At 71.4% G+C, this 15,104-nt stretch carries 12 protein-coding genes; 8 read left to right on the top strand and 4 right to left on the bottom strand.

Features of this window, described 5'->3' with window-relative positions; all coding sequences use genetic code 11:
* Positions 1-3 precede the first annotated feature (3 nt).
* Positions 4-1,440: a HAMP domain-containing sensor histidine kinase gene (locus E2651_RS07460; protein ID WP_135330227.1), complete on the bottom strand. Its 1,437-nt coding sequence runs from the start codon at positions 1,438-1,440 to the stop codon at positions 4-6.
* A complete protein-coding gene (locus E2651_RS07455) occupies positions 1,437-2,120 on the bottom strand; it encodes a response regulator transcription factor (RefSeq protein WP_135330226.1) in 684 nt (227 codons plus the stop codon). Before E2651_RS07455 ends, E2651_RS07460 begins: the two co-directional genes overlap by 4 nt.
* 259 nt (positions 2,121-2,379) lie before the next feature.
* Here E2651_RS07455 and E2651_RS07450 point away from each other — a divergent pair, with 259 nt between their 5' ends.
* Positions 2,380-3,018, top strand: a complete 639-nt coding sequence (locus tag E2651_RS07450) for a PepSY domain-containing protein (protein ID WP_135330225.1) — start codon at positions 2,380-2,382, stop codon at positions 3,016-3,018.
* Positions 3,019-3,168: 150 nt separating this feature from the next.
* On the opposite strand, the gene meaB is transcribed toward E2651_RS07450, so the two are convergent.
* A complete protein-coding gene (gene meaB, locus E2651_RS07445; RefSeq protein ID WP_135330224.1) occupies positions 3,169-4,125 on the bottom strand; it encodes a methylmalonyl Co-A mutase-associated GTPase MeaB in 957 nt (318 codons plus the stop codon).
* A gap of 46 nt (positions 4,126-4,171) precedes the next feature.
* The gene (locus tag E2651_RS07440; RefSeq protein ID WP_135330223.1) at positions 4,172-5,374 is read right to left on the bottom strand and encodes an acetyl-CoA C-acetyltransferase; all 1,203 of its coding nucleotides are present in this window, start codon (positions 5,372-5,374) and stop codon (positions 4,172-4,174) included.
* A 136-nt stretch (positions 5,375-5,510) separates the two neighbouring features.
* Here E2651_RS07440 and mce point away from each other — a divergent pair, with 136 nt between their 5' ends.
* The 7 genes from mce to E2651_RS07405 form a co-directional block, all read left to right on the top strand.
* On the top strand, positions 5,511-5,951 hold the full coding sequence (gene mce / locus E2651_RS07435; protein WP_135330222.1) for a methylmalonyl-CoA epimerase: 441 nt from the start codon (positions 5,511-5,513) through the stop codon (positions 5,949-5,951).
* A gap of 232 nt (positions 5,952-6,183) precedes the next feature.
* Positions 6,184-10,056 (top strand): polarized growth protein Scy, encoded by a 3,873-nt coding sequence (gene scy / locus E2651_RS07430; RefSeq protein ID WP_135330221.1) that lies wholly within the window; start codon positions 6,184-6,186, stop codon positions 10,054-10,056.
* A 182-nt stretch (positions 10,057-10,238) separates the two neighbouring features.
* Positions 10,239-11,174 carry a cellulose-binding protein gene (locus tag E2651_RS07425; RefSeq protein WP_135330220.1) on the top strand — a complete coding sequence of 312 codons (936 nt, stop codon included), beginning with the start codon at positions 10,239-10,241 and terminating at the stop codon, positions 11,172-11,174.
* A 123-nt stretch (positions 11,175-11,297) separates the two neighbouring features.
* A complete protein-coding gene (locus E2651_RS07420; RefSeq protein WP_135330219.1) occupies positions 11,298-12,287 on the top strand; it encodes an ABC transporter ATP-binding protein in 990 nt (329 codons plus the stop codon).
* 3 nt (positions 12,288-12,290) lie between these two features.
* The gene (locus E2651_RS07415) at positions 12,291-13,061 is read left to right on the top strand and encodes an ABC transporter permease (RefSeq protein ID WP_135330218.1); all 771 of its coding nucleotides are present in this window, start codon (positions 12,291-12,293) and stop codon (positions 13,059-13,061) included.
* Entirely contained in the window at positions 13,054-13,842 is a 789-nt protein-coding gene (locus E2651_RS07410; protein WP_135330217.1) for a hypothetical protein, read from the top strand. Before E2651_RS07415 ends, E2651_RS07410 begins: the two co-directional genes overlap by 8 nt.
* Before the next feature lie 108 nt (positions 13,843-13,950).
* Positions 13,951-15,104: ABC transporter ATP-binding protein (locus tag E2651_RS07405; RefSeq protein WP_135330216.1), on the top strand; the 1,154-nt coding region annotated here is incomplete at its 3' end.

Genomic DNA, 15,104 nt, shown 5'->3' with positions numbered 1-15,104 from the left:
CGCTCAGCCGGCCGGCGGCGCGAGGGGCACTCTGAGTTCGAAGAGCGCTCCCCCGCCGGGAGCCTCCCGGACCGTGAGCGTGCCGCCGTGCCGCTCGGCCACGTCACGCGCGATGGCGAGGCCGAGACCCGCTCCGCCGTCATCACGGGTGCGTGCGTCGTCGAGCCGGACGAAGCGCTCGAAGACGTGCTCGCGCTCGCTCTCCGGCACACCGGCCCCGTCGTCGGATACCGCAAGGACCGCCCAGGTCCCTTCGGTACGGGTGGCGACCGTGACGTGGGTGCGGGCGTGGCGCTGCGCGTTGTTCACGAGGTTGCCGAGCACACGCGCCAACTGGCCGCGTGATCCGGCGACTTCGACGCCCCGCAGGTCGGTCCGCACCTCGACGCGGTTCCTCGTCCGCTGGGACAGCTCCTCGCGGGCGAGGGCCGCCAGGTCCACCCGCGTCGCGCCGGGCTTCTCCCCGGCGTCCAGGCGGGCGAGCAGCAGCAGGTCGGCGGCCAGCTCCTGAAGGCGCACGGTGTCCTCGACCGCGCCGTCCACATCCAGCAACTCCGGGTGTGCCGCGCCCACTTCGAGCTGGGTGCGCAAGGAGGCGATGGGGCTGCGCAGTTCGTGCGAGGCGTCGGCGACGAAGCGGCGCTGGCGTTCCACCGACGCCTGCAGGGCGGCGAGCGTCTCGTTCGTGGTCCGGGCCAGGCGGGCGACCTCGTCGTGCGTGTCCGGCTCGGGCACGCGCCGCGCGAGGTCCTCGGAGGCGGTGATCGCCGCCATCTCGGAGCGGATCGCGTCCACCGGGCGCAGTGCGCGCCGCGTGACCAGCCAGGTCACCACGGCGATCACGGCCAGGAGCAGCGGGAAACCGATGAGAAGGGACGTCAACGCCGTTGACATCACGCTCTGTTCGGACTCGAGCGAACCGCCCGCGTACACGGTGAGATCGCCCTTCTTCTCGACGTTCACCTCGACCTCGGCGAAGAGGTAGTCCTCCGTCTCGCCGTCGACGGTCGCCGAGCCGTCGTGGAACGTCTTGTCGTCGGACAGCTCACCGAGTTCGAGCGAGCCCTCCGCGCTGTCCTCGTCATCGTCATCGTCGTCGCCGGGCGTGGGCGACACCTGCTCGGGCTTGACCGCGCCGATGCCCGTGCCGCTGATGCGCTCCAGGTCCTCGCTGGCCGCGACGAGACGGCCGTCGGCGTCGACGATCTGCACCGGGTTGTCCTCGCCCTCGGGCAGATCCAGCTTGTCGTACGCGATGTTCGGGGTGATCTGCGAAGCCACCCGGCGGGCGGCCGAATCGGCGTCCGCCTCCGCCTCGCCGATGAGGCTGAACCGCAGCGACAGCAGCACGGCGGCGCCCGCCGCGACCAGCGCGACCGCGACGACGAGGCTCGCGCCGAGGGTGGCTCTGGCCCGGACCGAACTGAACCAGCGCCTCATCGCGGGGCCTCCAGGCGGTAGCCGGCGCCGCGCACCGTCTTGATCAGGGGCGCCCCCAGCTTGCGGCGCAGGGCGCTCACGTACACCTCGACGATGTTGGGGTCCCCCTCGTACGCGAAGTCCCAGACGTGCTCCAGGATGTCGCCCTTGGAGACCACCTCGCCCCGGCGCAGGACGAGCTGCTCCAGGACCGCGAACTCCTTGGCGGTGAGGGTCACTTCGTCGCCGTCGCCATCGCCGTCGCCGCCACGGAAGACGCGGCGCGCGGCGGTGTCGACCCTCAGGTCGCCGAGCGTGTGGACCGGGGACGGGCCCGCGTTGCCACGACGCCGCAGCAGCGCCTTCACGCGGGCCACGAGCACGACGTACGAGAAGGGCTTGGTGAGGTAGTCGTCGGCGCCCGTGTCCAGGCCCTCCGCCTCGTCGTACTCGCCGTCCTTGGCCGTGAGCATCAGGATCGGTACGTCGTGACCGGCCGCACGCAGGGTGGAGCAGACGCGGTAGCCGTTCATGCCCGGGAGCATGATGTCGAGGATGACCAGGTCGTACGTTCCCTCGCTCGCGCGGTGCAGTCCGTCCACTCCGTCGTGGACGACGTCGACGGCATAGCCCTCGGCGGTCAGGCCCTTGGCGAGGGACAACGCGAGGCGCTTTTCGTCTTCCACGATCAACAGGCGCATGCGTCAACAGTCGCAGAGTGGACCTGAAGAGTTCTTCAGCAGAACCTCGCGTGGAACCCCGGGTGTCCCGTGTCATCGAACCTTGAGTGTGCAGCACCACACCCAGTGGCGCCCGCTGTGCAAGCCCGCCACTCTAGCGGCGGGTCGGTGACGCCGGCTTCAGCGTCCCTTCAGGATGGCTCAGGCAGATTGTTCCTCATCGAAGACGAACGGCAGCGGCCCACCGGCCGCACGGCCACCGACTCGGGAGGAACCCCTCATGAAGCGCAACATCGTCATCGCCACCGTCGCCGCCGTGGCCCTGATCGGGGGCGGCACGGCGACGGCGCTGGCCGTCACCGGCGACGACGAGTCGTCAGCAGCCGCCAAGAAGTCCAGCGTTCAGCTGAAGGACGACCATCGGGACGACGCCAAGGAGAACAGCGCCGAGGTGAAGGCCGCGAAGGTGACGGCCGCCGACGCGATCAAGGCGGCGCTGGCGAACCAGTCCGGTACGGCGGTGTCCGCCGAGCTGGACGACGAGGACAACGGCGGCCTGATCTGGGACATCGACATCCTCGGCAAGGGCGACACCTGGCACAGCGTCCAGGTCGACCCCGGCACCGGCAAGGTCCTCGGCTCGCACACCGAGCAGGACGAGGACGGCGACGCGAGCCGCGTGTCCGCCGCCCTGAAGGACGCCTCCACCACGGCCGGGGACGCGGCGAAGGCCGCGGCCGCCAAGGGCACGGTGACGTCCGTGGACCTGGACGACGACGGCACGGCCGCCGCCTGGGACGCGGAGACGGTCGCCTCCGGCGGGACCGAGTCGGACTGGCACGTGGACCTGCGGTCGGCCGCGGTGAGCCCCGACCGCGGTGACAGCGCCGGCCACGACGACTCGGCGCAGGACGACTGACGTCGCACCAGCCGCTTGAACCACGGGGCCCGCGCTCTCTCCCCCGGAGGGCGGGCCCCGTTCGTGCTCCGCGTGCCGCGGAACCGCGGGGAAGCCCTCGGCGCCCGCCCGGCTCAGGGGCAGCCCAAGCTCAACCCCGCGCCGGCGCCCTCAGCCCGAGGTCAGCCCCGCGACCAGTTCATCGGCCGCCGCATAGGGATCCAGCTCGCCCGCGACGATCCGCTCCGCCAGCGCCGAGAGACGCCGGTCGCCGTGCAGATCGGCGATGCGCTCCCGCAGGGCCGTCACCGCGATGGTCTCCACCTCACGCGCCGCCCGTGCCGCCCGACGCTCCGCGAGGACCCCCCGCTCCTCCATCCACGCCCGGTGCTTCTCCAGGGCCTCGACGACCTCGTCGATCCCCTCGCCGCGCGCGGCCACCGTCTTCACGATGGGCGGGCGCCAGTCCCCCGCGCCGCGGGACTCCCCGAGGCCCAGCATGTGGTTCAGCTCGCGCGCCGTCGCGTCCGCGCCGTCGCGGTCCGCCTTGTTCACGACGTACACATCGCCGATCTCCAGGATTCCGGCCTTCGCCGCCTGGATCCCGTCGCCCATGCCGGGGGCCAGAAGCACCACCGACGTGTCCGCCTGCGAGGCGATCTCCACCTCGGACTGGCCGACACCGACCGTCTCCACCAGGATCACGTCGCAGCCCGCGGCGTCCAGGACGCGGATCGCCTGCGGCGCCGACCAGGCGAGGCCACCGAGGTGGCCGCGCGTGGCCATCGAGCGGATGTAGACGCCGGGGTCGGACGCGTGCTCCGACATCCGCACCCGGTCACCGAGCAGCGCGCCCCCGGAGAAGGGGGAGGAAGGGTCGACGGCCAGGACCCCGACCCGCTTCCCCGCCCTGCGGTACGCCGACACCAGCGCCGACGTCGAAGTCGACTTGCCGACACCCGGTGAACCGGTGAGGCCCACCACGTACGCATGGCCCGCCAGCGGGGCCAGCGCCGCCATGACCTCACGGAGCTGCGGTGACGCCCCCTCGACCAGTGAGATCAGCCGGGCAACCGCCCGCGGCCTGCCCTCGCGGGCCTGCGCCACCAGGGAGGGGACGTCCTGCATCACAGCTCCGTTCCGAGACGTAGAAAAGACACGTGAAGGAAACGCGTCAGGCCTTGGCCACCTTCACGATCAGCGCGTCGCCCTGACCGCCGCCACCGCACAGCGCCGCCGCGCCCACGCCGCCGCCGCGCCGCTTCAGCTCGAGGGCGAGGTGCAGCACGACCCGCGCGCCGGACATCCCAATCGGGTGACCCAGGGCAATGGCCCCGCCGTTGACATTCACCTTTTCCGAGGACACCCCGAGGTCCTTCATTGACTGCACCGCGACCGCGGCGAAGGCCTCGTTGATCTCGATCAGGTCCAGGTCCTCGACCGCCAGGCCCTCCTTCTTCAGGGCGTGCTGGATGGCGTTGGACGGCTGCGACTGGAGCGAGTTGTCCGGGCCCGCCACGTTGCCGTGTGCCCCGATCTCCGCGATCCAGGCCAGGCCCAGCTCCTCGGCCTTGGCCTTGGACATGACCACGACCGCCGCGGCACCGTCGGAGATCTGCGATGACGTGCCCGCGGTGATCGTGCCGTCCTTGGCGAAGGCCGGGCGCAGCTTGCCGAGGGACTCGGTGGTCGTCTCGGCGCGGATGCCCTCGTCCTGCGAGAACAGGACCGGGTCGCCCTTGCGCTGCGGGATCTCGACCGGGGTGATCTCGGCCTCGAAGATGCCGTTCTTCTGGGCGGCGGCGGCGCGCTGGTGGGAGGCGGCGGCGATCGCGTCCTGCTCGGGCCGTGCGATGCCCAGGCGGGTGTTGTGCTTCTCCGTGGACTCGCCCATGGCGATGTCCTCGAAGGAGTCGGTCAGACCGTCGTACGCCATCGAGTCGAGCATCTCGACCGCGCCGTACTTGTAGCCCTCGCGGGACCTGGGGAGCAGGTGCGGGGCGTTGCTCATGGACTCCTGGCCACCGGCGACCACGATGTCGAACTCACCGGCGCGGATCAGCTGGTCGGCGAGCGCGATCGCGTCGAGCCCGGAGAGACACACCTTGTTGACGGTGAGCGCGGGGACGCTCATGGGGATGCCCGCCTTGACGGCGGCCTGGCGTGCCGGGATCTGCCCTGCCCCGGCCTGGAGCACCTGCCCCATGATCACGTACTGCACCTGGTCGCCGCCGATGCCGGCCCGGTCGAGCGCGGCCTTGATGGCGAAACCGCCCAGATCGGCGCCGGAGAAGGACTTGAGGGAGCCGAGCAGTCGGCCCATGGGCGTGCGCGCGCCCGCGACAATCACTGAGGTGGTACCGGTCGTTCCAGCCATGTGGCACGGCCCCTTGGGAGGAGAGGTTAATGAGGGTTTACTTGAATGTACTGAGCGGTACGGCGTGCGTCATCGGGCCTCGGGTGTGATCGCGCGCACGTTGCGTAATCGCCGCCGGAAGGGCTGCACTTAAACCATGCTGACGCGAATCGATCACATCGGGATCGCCTGTTTCGACCTCGACAAGACCGTCGAGTTCTACCGGGAGACTTACGGCTTCACGGTGTTCCACACCGAAGTCAACGAAGAGCAGGGCGTGCGCGAGGCCATGCTCAAGATCAATGAGACGAGTGACGGCGGGGCTTCCTACCTGCAACTCCTCGAGCCCACCCGCGACGACTCCGCCGTGGGCAAGTGGCTGGCCAAGAACGGCGAGGGCGTGCACCACATCGCCTTCGGCACCGCGGACGTGGACGGCGACGCCGCGGCCATCAAGGACAAGGGCGTACGCGTCCTTTATGAGGAGCCCCGAATCGGGTCCATGGGATCCCGCATCACCTTCCTGCACCCCAAGGACTGCCACGGCGTCCTGACCGAACTCGTCACCTCGGCAGCTCAGGAGTCACCGGAGCACTGACCTCCGCATACTTGGGCCGGTAGGGTTGGGGGCGGCCGTCCGAAGTCTGGGCGGCCGGTCGTCCGTACGCTGGGCGGCCGCGTGCCGGGGTCCGGGTTTCGGGGGACGAGCGTCGGGGCAGCAGCCCAGGCTCCGCTGTTGATCTGACACCATTCCCCGGGGGCCCCGTTCGGCGGATGGACAGGGCTCGTACGTCAGAGACTTGCGACCAGGGGACGGATGGGACCGCGCAGTGCGGGGCTACGAACGCCAAGAGAACTCGCGGACTGAGACGGACAGCCTTTCGCGGTTCGAGGCCGAGATGGACCGGCTGAAGACCGAGCGGGAGAAGGCCGTCCAGCACGCCGAGGACCTCGGCTACCAGGTCGAGGTGTTGCGCGCCAAGCTGCACGAGGCGCGCCGCAGCCTCGCGTCCCGCCCTGCCTACGACGGCGCGGACATCGGCTACCAGGCCGAGCAGTTGCTCCGTAACGCCCAGATCCAGGCCGACCAGCTGCGCCAGGACGCCGAGCGGGAGCTGCGGGACGCCAGGGCGCAGACCCAGCGCATCCTCCAGGAGCACGCCGAGCAGCAGGCCAGGCTCCAGTCCGAGCTGCACTCCGAGGCGGTGTCGCGCCGTCAGCAGCTCGACCAGGAGCTGTCCGAGCGCCGCCAGACCGTCGAGGCGCACGTCAACGAGAACGTGGCGTGGGCCGAGCAGCTGCGCGCGCGTACGGAACAGCAGGCACGCCGCCTGCTCGAGGAGTCCCGCGCCGAGGCCGACCAGGCCCTGGCCGCCGCCCGCGCCGAGGCCGAGCGCGTCGCCGAAGAGGCGCGGCAGCGCATGTCGAGCGACGCCGAGTCCGCCCGCGCGGAGGCCGAGTCGATCACGCGCCGGGCCCGCACCGACGCCGAGCGCCTCCTGAACGCCGCGTCGACGCAGGCCCAGGAGGCCACCGACCACGCGGAGAACCTGCGCTCCACCACGGCCACCGAGTCCGAGCAGGCGCGCCGCCAGGCCACCGAGGCGAGCCGGGCCGCCGAGCAGCGGATGGCGGAGGCCGAGACGGCGCTGCGCGAGGCGCGTGCCGAGGCGGACAAGGTCCTCACCGAGGCCAAGGACGCCGTGGCCAAGCAGCTCTCGGCCGCCGAAGGCGCCAACGAACAGCGCACGCGTACGGCCAAGGAGCAGGTCGCCCGTCTTGTCGGCGAGGCCACCAAGGAGGCCGAGGCCACCAAGTCCGAGGCCGAGCAGGTCGTCGCCGACGCCCGCGCCGAGGCCGAGAAGCTGATCAAGGACGCCGCCGAGAAGGCGCGCACGATCACCGCCGAGGAGACCGCGGGCCAGCTCGCCAAGGCCGCCCGCACCGCGGAGGACGTACTCGACAAGGCGTCCAAGGACGCCAAGGAGACGACGAAGTCCGCCACCGAGGAGGCCGAGCGGATCCGCTCGGAGGCCGAGGCGGAGGCGGACCGGCTGCGCGGCGAGGCGCATGACATCGCCGCGCAGCTCAAGGGCGCGGCGAAGGACGACACCAAGGAGTACCGCGCCAAGACCGTCGAGCTGCAGGAGGAGGCCCGCCGCCTGCGCGGCGAGGCCGAGCAGCTGCGGGCCGACGCGGTGGCCGAGGGCGAGCGGATCCGCGGCGAGGCCCGGCGCGAGGCCGTCCAGAAGATCGAGGAGGCGGCCAAGTCCGCCGAGGAGCTGCTCGCCAAGGCGAAGGCCGACGGGGACGAGCTGAAGTCGGCCGCGGCCACCGAGAGCGAGCGGGTCCGCACCGAGGCCATCGAGCGCGCCACGACCCTGCGCAAGCAGGCCGAGGAGACGCTCGAGCGCACCCGTGCGGAGGCCGAGCGGCACCGCGGGGAGGCCGCCGAGCAGGCCGAGGCCACGAAGTCGGAGGCCGAGGACGCCGCGCGGGCGCTGCACGACGAGACCGAGCGGGCGATAGCGGCACGGAAGTCCGAGGCCGCCGACGAGCTGACGCGCCTGCACACGGAGGCCGAGGAGCGCCTCGCCGCCGCCGAGCAGGCGCTGACCGACGCCCGTGCCGAGGCCGAGCGCATCCGCAAGGAAGCCGCCGACGAGACGGACCGGCTGCGCACGGAGTCCGCCGAGCGGATCCGCACCCTTCAGTCGCAGGCCGAGACCGAGGCCGAGCGGCTGCGCACCGAGGCCGCAGCCGACGCCTCGCAGGCCCGCGCCGAGGGCGAGAGCGTCGCCGTACGCCTGCGTTCGGAGGCCGCAGCCGAGGCGGAGCGGCTCAAGTCGGAGGCCCAGGAATCCGCGGACCGGGTCCGCGCGGAGGCCGCCACCGCCGCAGAGCGCATCTCCACCGAGGCCGCGGAGGCACTCTCCGCCGCCCAGGAGGAGGCCGCCCGGCGCCGCCGCGAGGCCGAGGAGACCCTCAGCTCCGCGCGCGGCGAGGCCGACCAGGAGCGCGAGCGGGCCCGCGAGCAGAGCGAGGAGCTGCTCGCCTCCGCCCGCAAGCGCGTCGAGGAGGCGCAGGCCGAGGCCGTCCGCCTCGTCGAGGAGGCCGACCGCAGGGCGACCGAGATGGTCTCCAGCGCCGAGCAGACCGCGCAGTCCGTACGGGACTCCGTGGCCGGCCTGCACGAGAGCGCACAGGACGAGGTCGCGGGCCTGCGCAGCGCCGCCGAGCACGCGGCGGAGCGTACGAGGACCGAGGCGCAGGAGGAGGCGGACCGCGTGCGCGCGGACGCCTACGCCGAGCGGGAGCGCGCCACCGAGGACGCCAATCGCACCCGGCGCGAGGCCACCGCGGAGTCGGAGGCCGCCAAGAACCTCGCGGAGCGCACGGTTTCGGACGCGATCGCGGAGGCCGAGCGGCTGCGTTCGGAGGCTTCCGAGATCGCCCAGCGGTCCCGTACGGAAGCGTCGGACGCGATCGCGTCGGCCGAGCAGGACGCGTCGCGCACGCGTGCCGACGCCCGCGAGGACGCCAACCGCATCCGCAGCGACGCCGCGAACCAGGCCGACCAGCTGATCGGCGAGGCGCGCAGCGAGGCCGAGCGGCTGCAGACGGAGACGACCGCCGAGGCCGACCGGCAGCGCACGGAGTCGGTGGCGAAGGCCGAGAAGCTCATCTCGGACGCCACGGGCGACGCCGAGCGGCTTCGTGCGGACGCCGCCGAGACGGTGGGCTCGGCCCAGCAGCACGCCGAGCGCATCCGGTCCGAGTCCGAGCGCGTCAAGGCGGAGGCCGCGGCCGAGGCCGAGCGGCTCACCTCGCAGGCGCGGGAGGAGGCCGAGCGCACCCTGGACGAGGCGCGTCAGGCCGCCAACAAGCGCCGCTCGGAGGCGGCCGAGCAGGTCGACACGCTCATCACGGAGGCGGCGGCCGAGGCCGAGAAGCTGACGTCCGAGGCCCAGGAGAAGGCGCTCAAGGCCACCACGGACGCGGAGGCGCAGGCCGACACGATGGTCGGCGCCGCCCGCGCGGAGGCCGACCGGCTCGTCTCCGAGGCGACGGTCGAGGGCAACTCGCGGGTGGAGAAGGCCCGTACGGACGCGGACGAGCTGCTCGTCGGCGCCCGCAGGGACGCGACGGCCATAAGGGAGCGCTCCGAGGAGCAGCGCGACCGTCTGACCGCCGAGATCGAGGAGCTGCACGAGCGTGCGCGCCGCGAGTCCGCCGAGGCGATGAAGTCCGCGGGCGAGCGCTGTGACGCCTTGGTGAAGGCCGCCGAGGAGCAGCGTGCCGAGGCCGAGGCGAAGGCCAAGGAGCTGGTGTCGGACGCGAATTCCGAGGCCGGCTCGGTGCGGATCGGTGCCGTGAAGAAGGCCGAGGCGCTGCTCAAGGAGGCCGAGGCGAAGGTGTCGGGTCTGGTGCGCGACGCCGAGCGGGTCAAGGCGGAGGCGGAGGCCGAGGCCGAGCGGATGGTTTCCGAGGGCAAGCGCGAGCTCGAGGTCCTGGTCCGGCGCCGCGAGGACATCAACGCCGAGATCTCCCGTGTCCAGGACGTGCTCGAGGCGTTGGAATCTTTTGAGGCCCCACCGACCGGCGCGAAACCGCCGTCGAACGGCGGCTCCGGCGCGGGGGGCGTCAAGGCCGGTGCGGCGGCGGGGTCAACTCGATCGGGTGGCAAGACGTCTGAGGGCTAGCCAAGGAGCATTTGCCGTGCTTTGAAAGGACCTTCGGCACTGTCCCTGGCAAGTGCTCTGGCGGTTAGCCACTCAAAAGGGGTGTCATTCTCCAGATCAAACGGGCATCTGCTCGATGACACGCCGCTTGGACCCCTAGGATTCCCTCTATCACCTCACCGGTCTCATTCGACAGGAACCCCATGAGCGACACTTCCCCCTACGGCTTCGAGCTTGTGCGGCGTGGGTACGACCGCGCTCAGGTGGACGAACGTATCTCCAAGCTCGTCTCCGACCGTGACAGCGCTCTTGCTCGTATCACTGCTCTGGAAAAGCGCATCGAGGAGCTGCACCTCGAGACGCAGAACGCCCAGGCCCAGGTAGCCGACGCCGAGCCGTCGTACGCCGGTCTCGGTGCCCGCGTCGAGAAGATCCTCCGCCTCGCCGAGGAGGAGGCGAAGGACCTGCGCGAGGAGGCCCGTCGCGCAGCCGAGCAGCACCGTGAGCTCGCCGAGTCGGCGGCCCAGCAGGTGCGCAACGACGCCGAGTCGTTCGCCGCGGAGCGCAAGGCCAAGGCGGAGGACGAGGGCGTCCGGATCGTCGAGAAGGCCAAGGGCGAGGCGGGTACGCTGCGCACCGAGGCGCAGAAGGACGCGCAGCAGAAGCGCGAGGAGGCGGACGCCCTCTTCGAGGAGACCCGCGCCAAGGCCGCCCAGGCCGCGGCCGACTTCGAGACGAACCTCGCCAAGCGCCGCGAGCAGTCGGAGCGTGACCTGGCCTCGCGTCAGGCCAAGGCCGAGAAGCGCCTCGCGGAGATCGAGCACCGCGCGGAGCAGCTTCGCCTCGAGGCGGAGAAGCTCCGCACCGATGCCGAGCGTCGCGCTCGTCAGACGGTGGAGACGGCTCAGCGTCAGGCCGAGGACATCGTCGCCGATGCCAATGCCAAGGCTGACCGGATTCGCAGCGAGTCGGAGCGGGAGCTCGCCGCTCTGACGAACCGTCGTGACTCCATCAACGCTCAGCTGACCAATGTGCGCGAGATGCTGGCCACGCTTACCGGTGCGGCCGTGGCCGCCGCCGGTACGCCTGCCGAGGACGAGCCGATCTCCCGCGGGGTGCCTGCACAGCAGACCCGCTGAGGTCGTGGGGATCTGACGGTCCGCTGTGGCTGGTCGCGCAGTTCCCCGCGCCCCTTCGGGGCGCTCCTAGAGCCCCTTGCCGCTCCGGTGGCAGGGGGCTCTGTCCCGTTTTAGCGTGGCCGCATGATCGAGCTCGAGGGGCTGACCAAGCGGTACGGCGAGAAGGTCGCCGTCAACCATCTGACCTTCACCGTGCACCCGGGCATCGTCACCGGCTTCCTCGGTCCCAACGGCGCGGGCAAGTCCACGACCATGCGGATGATGCTCGGGCTCGACAACCCGTCGGCGGGGAACGTCCGGATCGACGGCAAGCGGTACGCGCAGCTGAAGGACCCGCTGAAGTACATCGGCGCCCTCCTCGACGCCAAGGCCATGCACGGCGGGCGCAGCGCCTTCAACCACCTTCTCTGCCTCGCGCAGAGCAACGGCATCCCGCGCGCCCGCGTCCATGAGGTCCTGGACACGGTCGGCCTGACCCAGGTCGCCAAGAAGAAGGCCAAGGGCTTCTCGCTCGGCATGGGCCAGCGGCTCGGCATCGCGGGGGCGCTGCTCGGCGACCCCGAGATCCTGATGTTCGACGAGCCGGTCAACGGGCTCGACCCCGAGGGCATCCACTGGATCCGGAATCTGATGAAGTCCCTCGCCTCACAGGGGCGTACGGTCTTCGTCTCCTCGCACCTGATGAGCGAGATGGCGCTGACCGCCGACCATCTCGTCGTCATCGGCCAGGGCAGGCTCCTCGCCGACACCTCCATGTCGGACTTCATCCAGCAGAACTCACGGTCGTACGTCAGACTGCGCTCCCCGCAGCGCGAGCGGCTCCTCGACGTGCTGCACCAGGAGGGCGTCACCGCCGTCGAGGCGGGCAACGGCAGCCTTGAGGTCGACGGCACGCCCGCTGAGAAGCTCGGCGAACTCGCCGCCCGGCATCAGCTCGTCCTCCATGAGCTGAGCCCCCAGCAGGCCTCGCTCGAGGAGGCGTTCATGCGGCTCACCGCCGAGTCGGTGGAGTACCACGCGCACGCGGACCACGAAGGGCCCGGCGCCCCGCCGCCCCCGCAGCGGGCCGAAGGCTGGGGCGACAGCTGGCAGCAGCAGAAGAAGGGGGCCTGAGCGATGGCCGCGGCGCAGGTCCTGAAGTCGGAGTGGACGAAGATCCGCTCGGTCGCGTCGACCGTGTGGACGCTGGGTCTCGCCGTGGTCGTCACGGTCGGGCTCGGCCTGCTGATCAGCATCCTGGCGAAGAACGACTACGACAGCCTCAACGCCCAGGACCGCAGGGTCTTCGACCCGACCTTCACCAGCTTCGCCGGGATGAGCCTCGGCCAGCTCGCGATGATCGTCTTCGGTGTGCTCGTCGTCTCGAACGAGTACAGCACCGGAATGATCCGCACCTCGCTCTCCGCGGTGCCACAGCGCGGCACCTTCATGTTCAGCAAGGTCATGGTCGCCACCCTGCTCTCCCTGGCGGTCGGCATCGTCACGAGCTTCATCGCGTTCTTCGTGGGGCAGGCGATGCTCGGCGAGCACAGGGCGGAGATCGGCGATCCCGGTGTGCTGCGCGCGGTCATCGGCGGCGGGCTCTACATGGCGCTCATCGCGATGTTCTCGATGGGCGTCGCCACGATGCTGCGCAGCCCCATGCTCTCGCTCGGCATCCTGATGCCGTTCTTCTTCCTGATCTCCAGCATCCTGGGCAACGTATCGGCCACCAAGAAGGTCGGCCGCTACCTCCCCGACCAGGCCGGAAGCAGAATCATGCAGGTGAAGACTCCGCTGGACGACGACACTCCGTACGGGCCGTGGGGCGGGCTCGCGATCATGGTGGCGTGGGTCGTGGTCGCCCTGATCGGCGGTTACGCACTCCTGAAGAAGCGGGATGCCTAGCCTCACGGCTCTCGGCCTCGACGAGGTGCCCGCCCTGCGGCCGCTGACGTATCCGGGGCGTCCCGTCCCCTGGCCCGCCCTCCTGGCCGGCGAGGAGCTGCTCCCGCTCGACGTACGACCGCTCCCGCTGGGTCGGTGGTCCGTCGGCGGGCGGACGCTGGACGAGACGCTCGGCGGGCTCGGCCAGGCGGTCACCGGCGACCGCACGCCGGTCGTCGCCGTCGGCTCGAACGCCGCTCCCGCGCAGGTGGCGTACAAGCTGGGACGGCTCGGCATCTCGTCGGCCGTGCCGATGGTGCCGGTGACCGTGCGCGGCATCGCGGTGGGCTGCTCGGCGCACATCGGGCGTGCCGGGTACGTGGCGGCCGCCCCTTACCTGGACCCGGCGGCCGAAACCTCCCTCGTCGTGAGCTGGCTGGATCTGGACCAGCTCCGGGCGGTCGACGACACGGAGATCCCCAACTACCGGCGCGTGCTCCTTCCCGGCGGTGACTTCGCGATGACGATGCCGTCCGGGGACCGGCTCGACGGCGCGTTCGCCTACGTCAGCTCGTACGGAGTGCTCGCCTATCCCGGCACCGGCCTGCCCCGCCCCGGCGGCGGCGACCAGGCGGCACTGCTGGCCTCGCTGATCGAGGCGTCAGCACGCCTGCGGGAGCTGCTCGGGCCCGATCCGGCGAGCTGGGTGCGGAGGGCGGCCGGCGACCGTGCGGTGCGCGAGTCCGGGGCGCGTGTCTTCGCCGAGGAGGGCTGGGTCGTACCGCAGCCGGGCTTTCCGTGACGCCGCTTTTTACTCGGTCTTGGCTGGAACCGTCAGCTCGGCTATATCCTCCTAACCCTTACGGGGGCGTGTGCCCCGACGTCCTGAACCATTCGATGGGTGCGGAGAATGATCGAGGCAGTCGGCCTGACGAAGCGCTACGGCGCCAAGACAGCCGTGTACAACCTTTCCTTTCAGGTGCGACCCGGCACCGTCACCGGCTTCCTGGGCCCCAACGGCTCCGGCAAGTCGACGACGATGCGCATGATCCTCGGGCTCGACCAACCCACCACGGGCCAGGTGACGATCGGCGGCTACCCGTACCGCAAGCTCCCCAACGCCCCCCGCCAGGTCGGCGCCCTGCTCGACGCCAAGGCGGTGCACGGCGGCCGGCACGCGCGCAACCACCTCCTGTGCCTCGCGCAGCTCTCCGGCATCCCGGCCCGCCGGGTCGACGAGGTGCTCGGCGTCGTGGGCCTCCAGGACGTGGCGAAGAAGCGCTCCAAGGGCTTCTCGCTCGGCATGGGCCAGCGCCTGGGCATCGCGGCGGCGCTGCTCGGCGACCCGCAGGTGCTGCTCTTCGACGAGCCGGTCAACGGCCTCGACCCCGAAGGCATCCTCTGGGTCCGCAACCTGATGAAGTCGCTCGCGGCGGAGGGGCGCACGGTCTTCGTGTCATCCCACCTGATGAGCGAGATGGCGCTCACCGCCGAGCACTTGATCGTGATCGGCCGCGGGCAGCTCCTCGCGGACATGAGCGTCAAGGACTTCATCTCGCACAACTCCGCCGACTTCGCCCGCGTGCGTACGCCGGACAGCGAGCCGCAGCAGCGCGAGAAGCTGACGGCCGCGCTGACCGAGGCGGGCGGCCAGGTCCTGCCCGAGCAGGACGGCGCGCTCCGGGTCACCGGCCTTCCGCTCCCCCGCATCAGCGACCTCGCGCACGGCGCGGACGTCCGCGTGTGGGAGCTCTCCCCGCACCAGGCCTCGCTGGAGGAGGCGTACATGCGGATGACGCAGGGCGCCGTCGACTACCGCTCCACGGTCGACCAGCGCGCGGGCCTGCAGCAGCCGGTGCAGCCGGGACAGCCGGGTGCGATGCCCGGTGGCATGCCGCCGCAGGGCCAGCTGCCCGTGCCCGGCCAGGGCCAGCCCGGGTGGTACGCACCGCCGCCGCCTCAGCAGGGCGGCCAGCCCTTCGCGATGCAGCAGCCGCAGGACCCGTCCGGGACGCCGAACCCGTACGCCGCGGCGCCCCAGGCACCGGCCGCCGCCCCCGCCCC

The sequence above is a fragment of the Streptomyces sp. MZ04 genome (assembly GCF_004684775.1).
GTDB lineage: Bacteria > Actinomycetota > Actinomycetes > Streptomycetales > Streptomycetaceae > Streptomyces.
This window is presented reverse-complemented; position numbering and strand designations above follow the sequence as displayed.

Coding starts and splice junctions, on each gene's coding strand:
- E2651_RS07420 (WP_135330219.1), top strand. CDS start 11,298: ATGATCGAGCTCGAGGGGCTGACCAAGCGGTACGGCGAGAAGGTCGCC.
- meaB (WP_135330224.1), bottom strand. CDS start 4,125: ATGCAGGACGTCCCCTCCCTGGTGGCGCAGGCCCGCGAGGGCAGGCCG.
- E2651_RS07410 (WP_135330217.1), top strand. CDS start 13,054: ATGCCTAGCCTCACGGCTCTCGGCCTCGACGAGGTGCCCGCCCTGCGG.
- E2651_RS07455 (WP_135330226.1), bottom strand. CDS start 2,120: ATGCGCCTGTTGATCGTGGAAGACGAAAAGCGCCTCGCGTTGTCCCTC.
- E2651_RS07415 (WP_135330218.1), top strand. CDS start 12,291: ATGGCCGCGGCGCAGGTCCTGAAGTCGGAGTGGACGAAGATCCGCTCG.
- E2651_RS07440 (WP_135330223.1), bottom strand. CDS start 5,374: ATGGCTGGAACGACCGGTACCACCTCAGTGATTGTCGCGGGCGCGCGC.
- mce (WP_135330222.1), top strand. CDS start 5,511: ATGCTGACGCGAATCGATCACATCGGGATCGCCTGTTTCGACCTCGAC.
- E2651_RS07425 (WP_135330220.1), top strand. CDS start 10,239: ATGAGCGACACTTCCCCCTACGGCTTCGAGCTTGTGCGGCGTGGGTAC.
- E2651_RS07460 (WP_135330227.1), bottom strand. CDS start 1,440: ATGAGGCGCTGGTTCAGTTCGGTCCGGGCCAGAGCCACCCTCGGCGCG.
- E2651_RS07450 (WP_135330225.1), top strand. CDS start 2,380: ATGAAGCGCAACATCGTCATCGCCACCGTCGCCGCCGTGGCCCTGATC.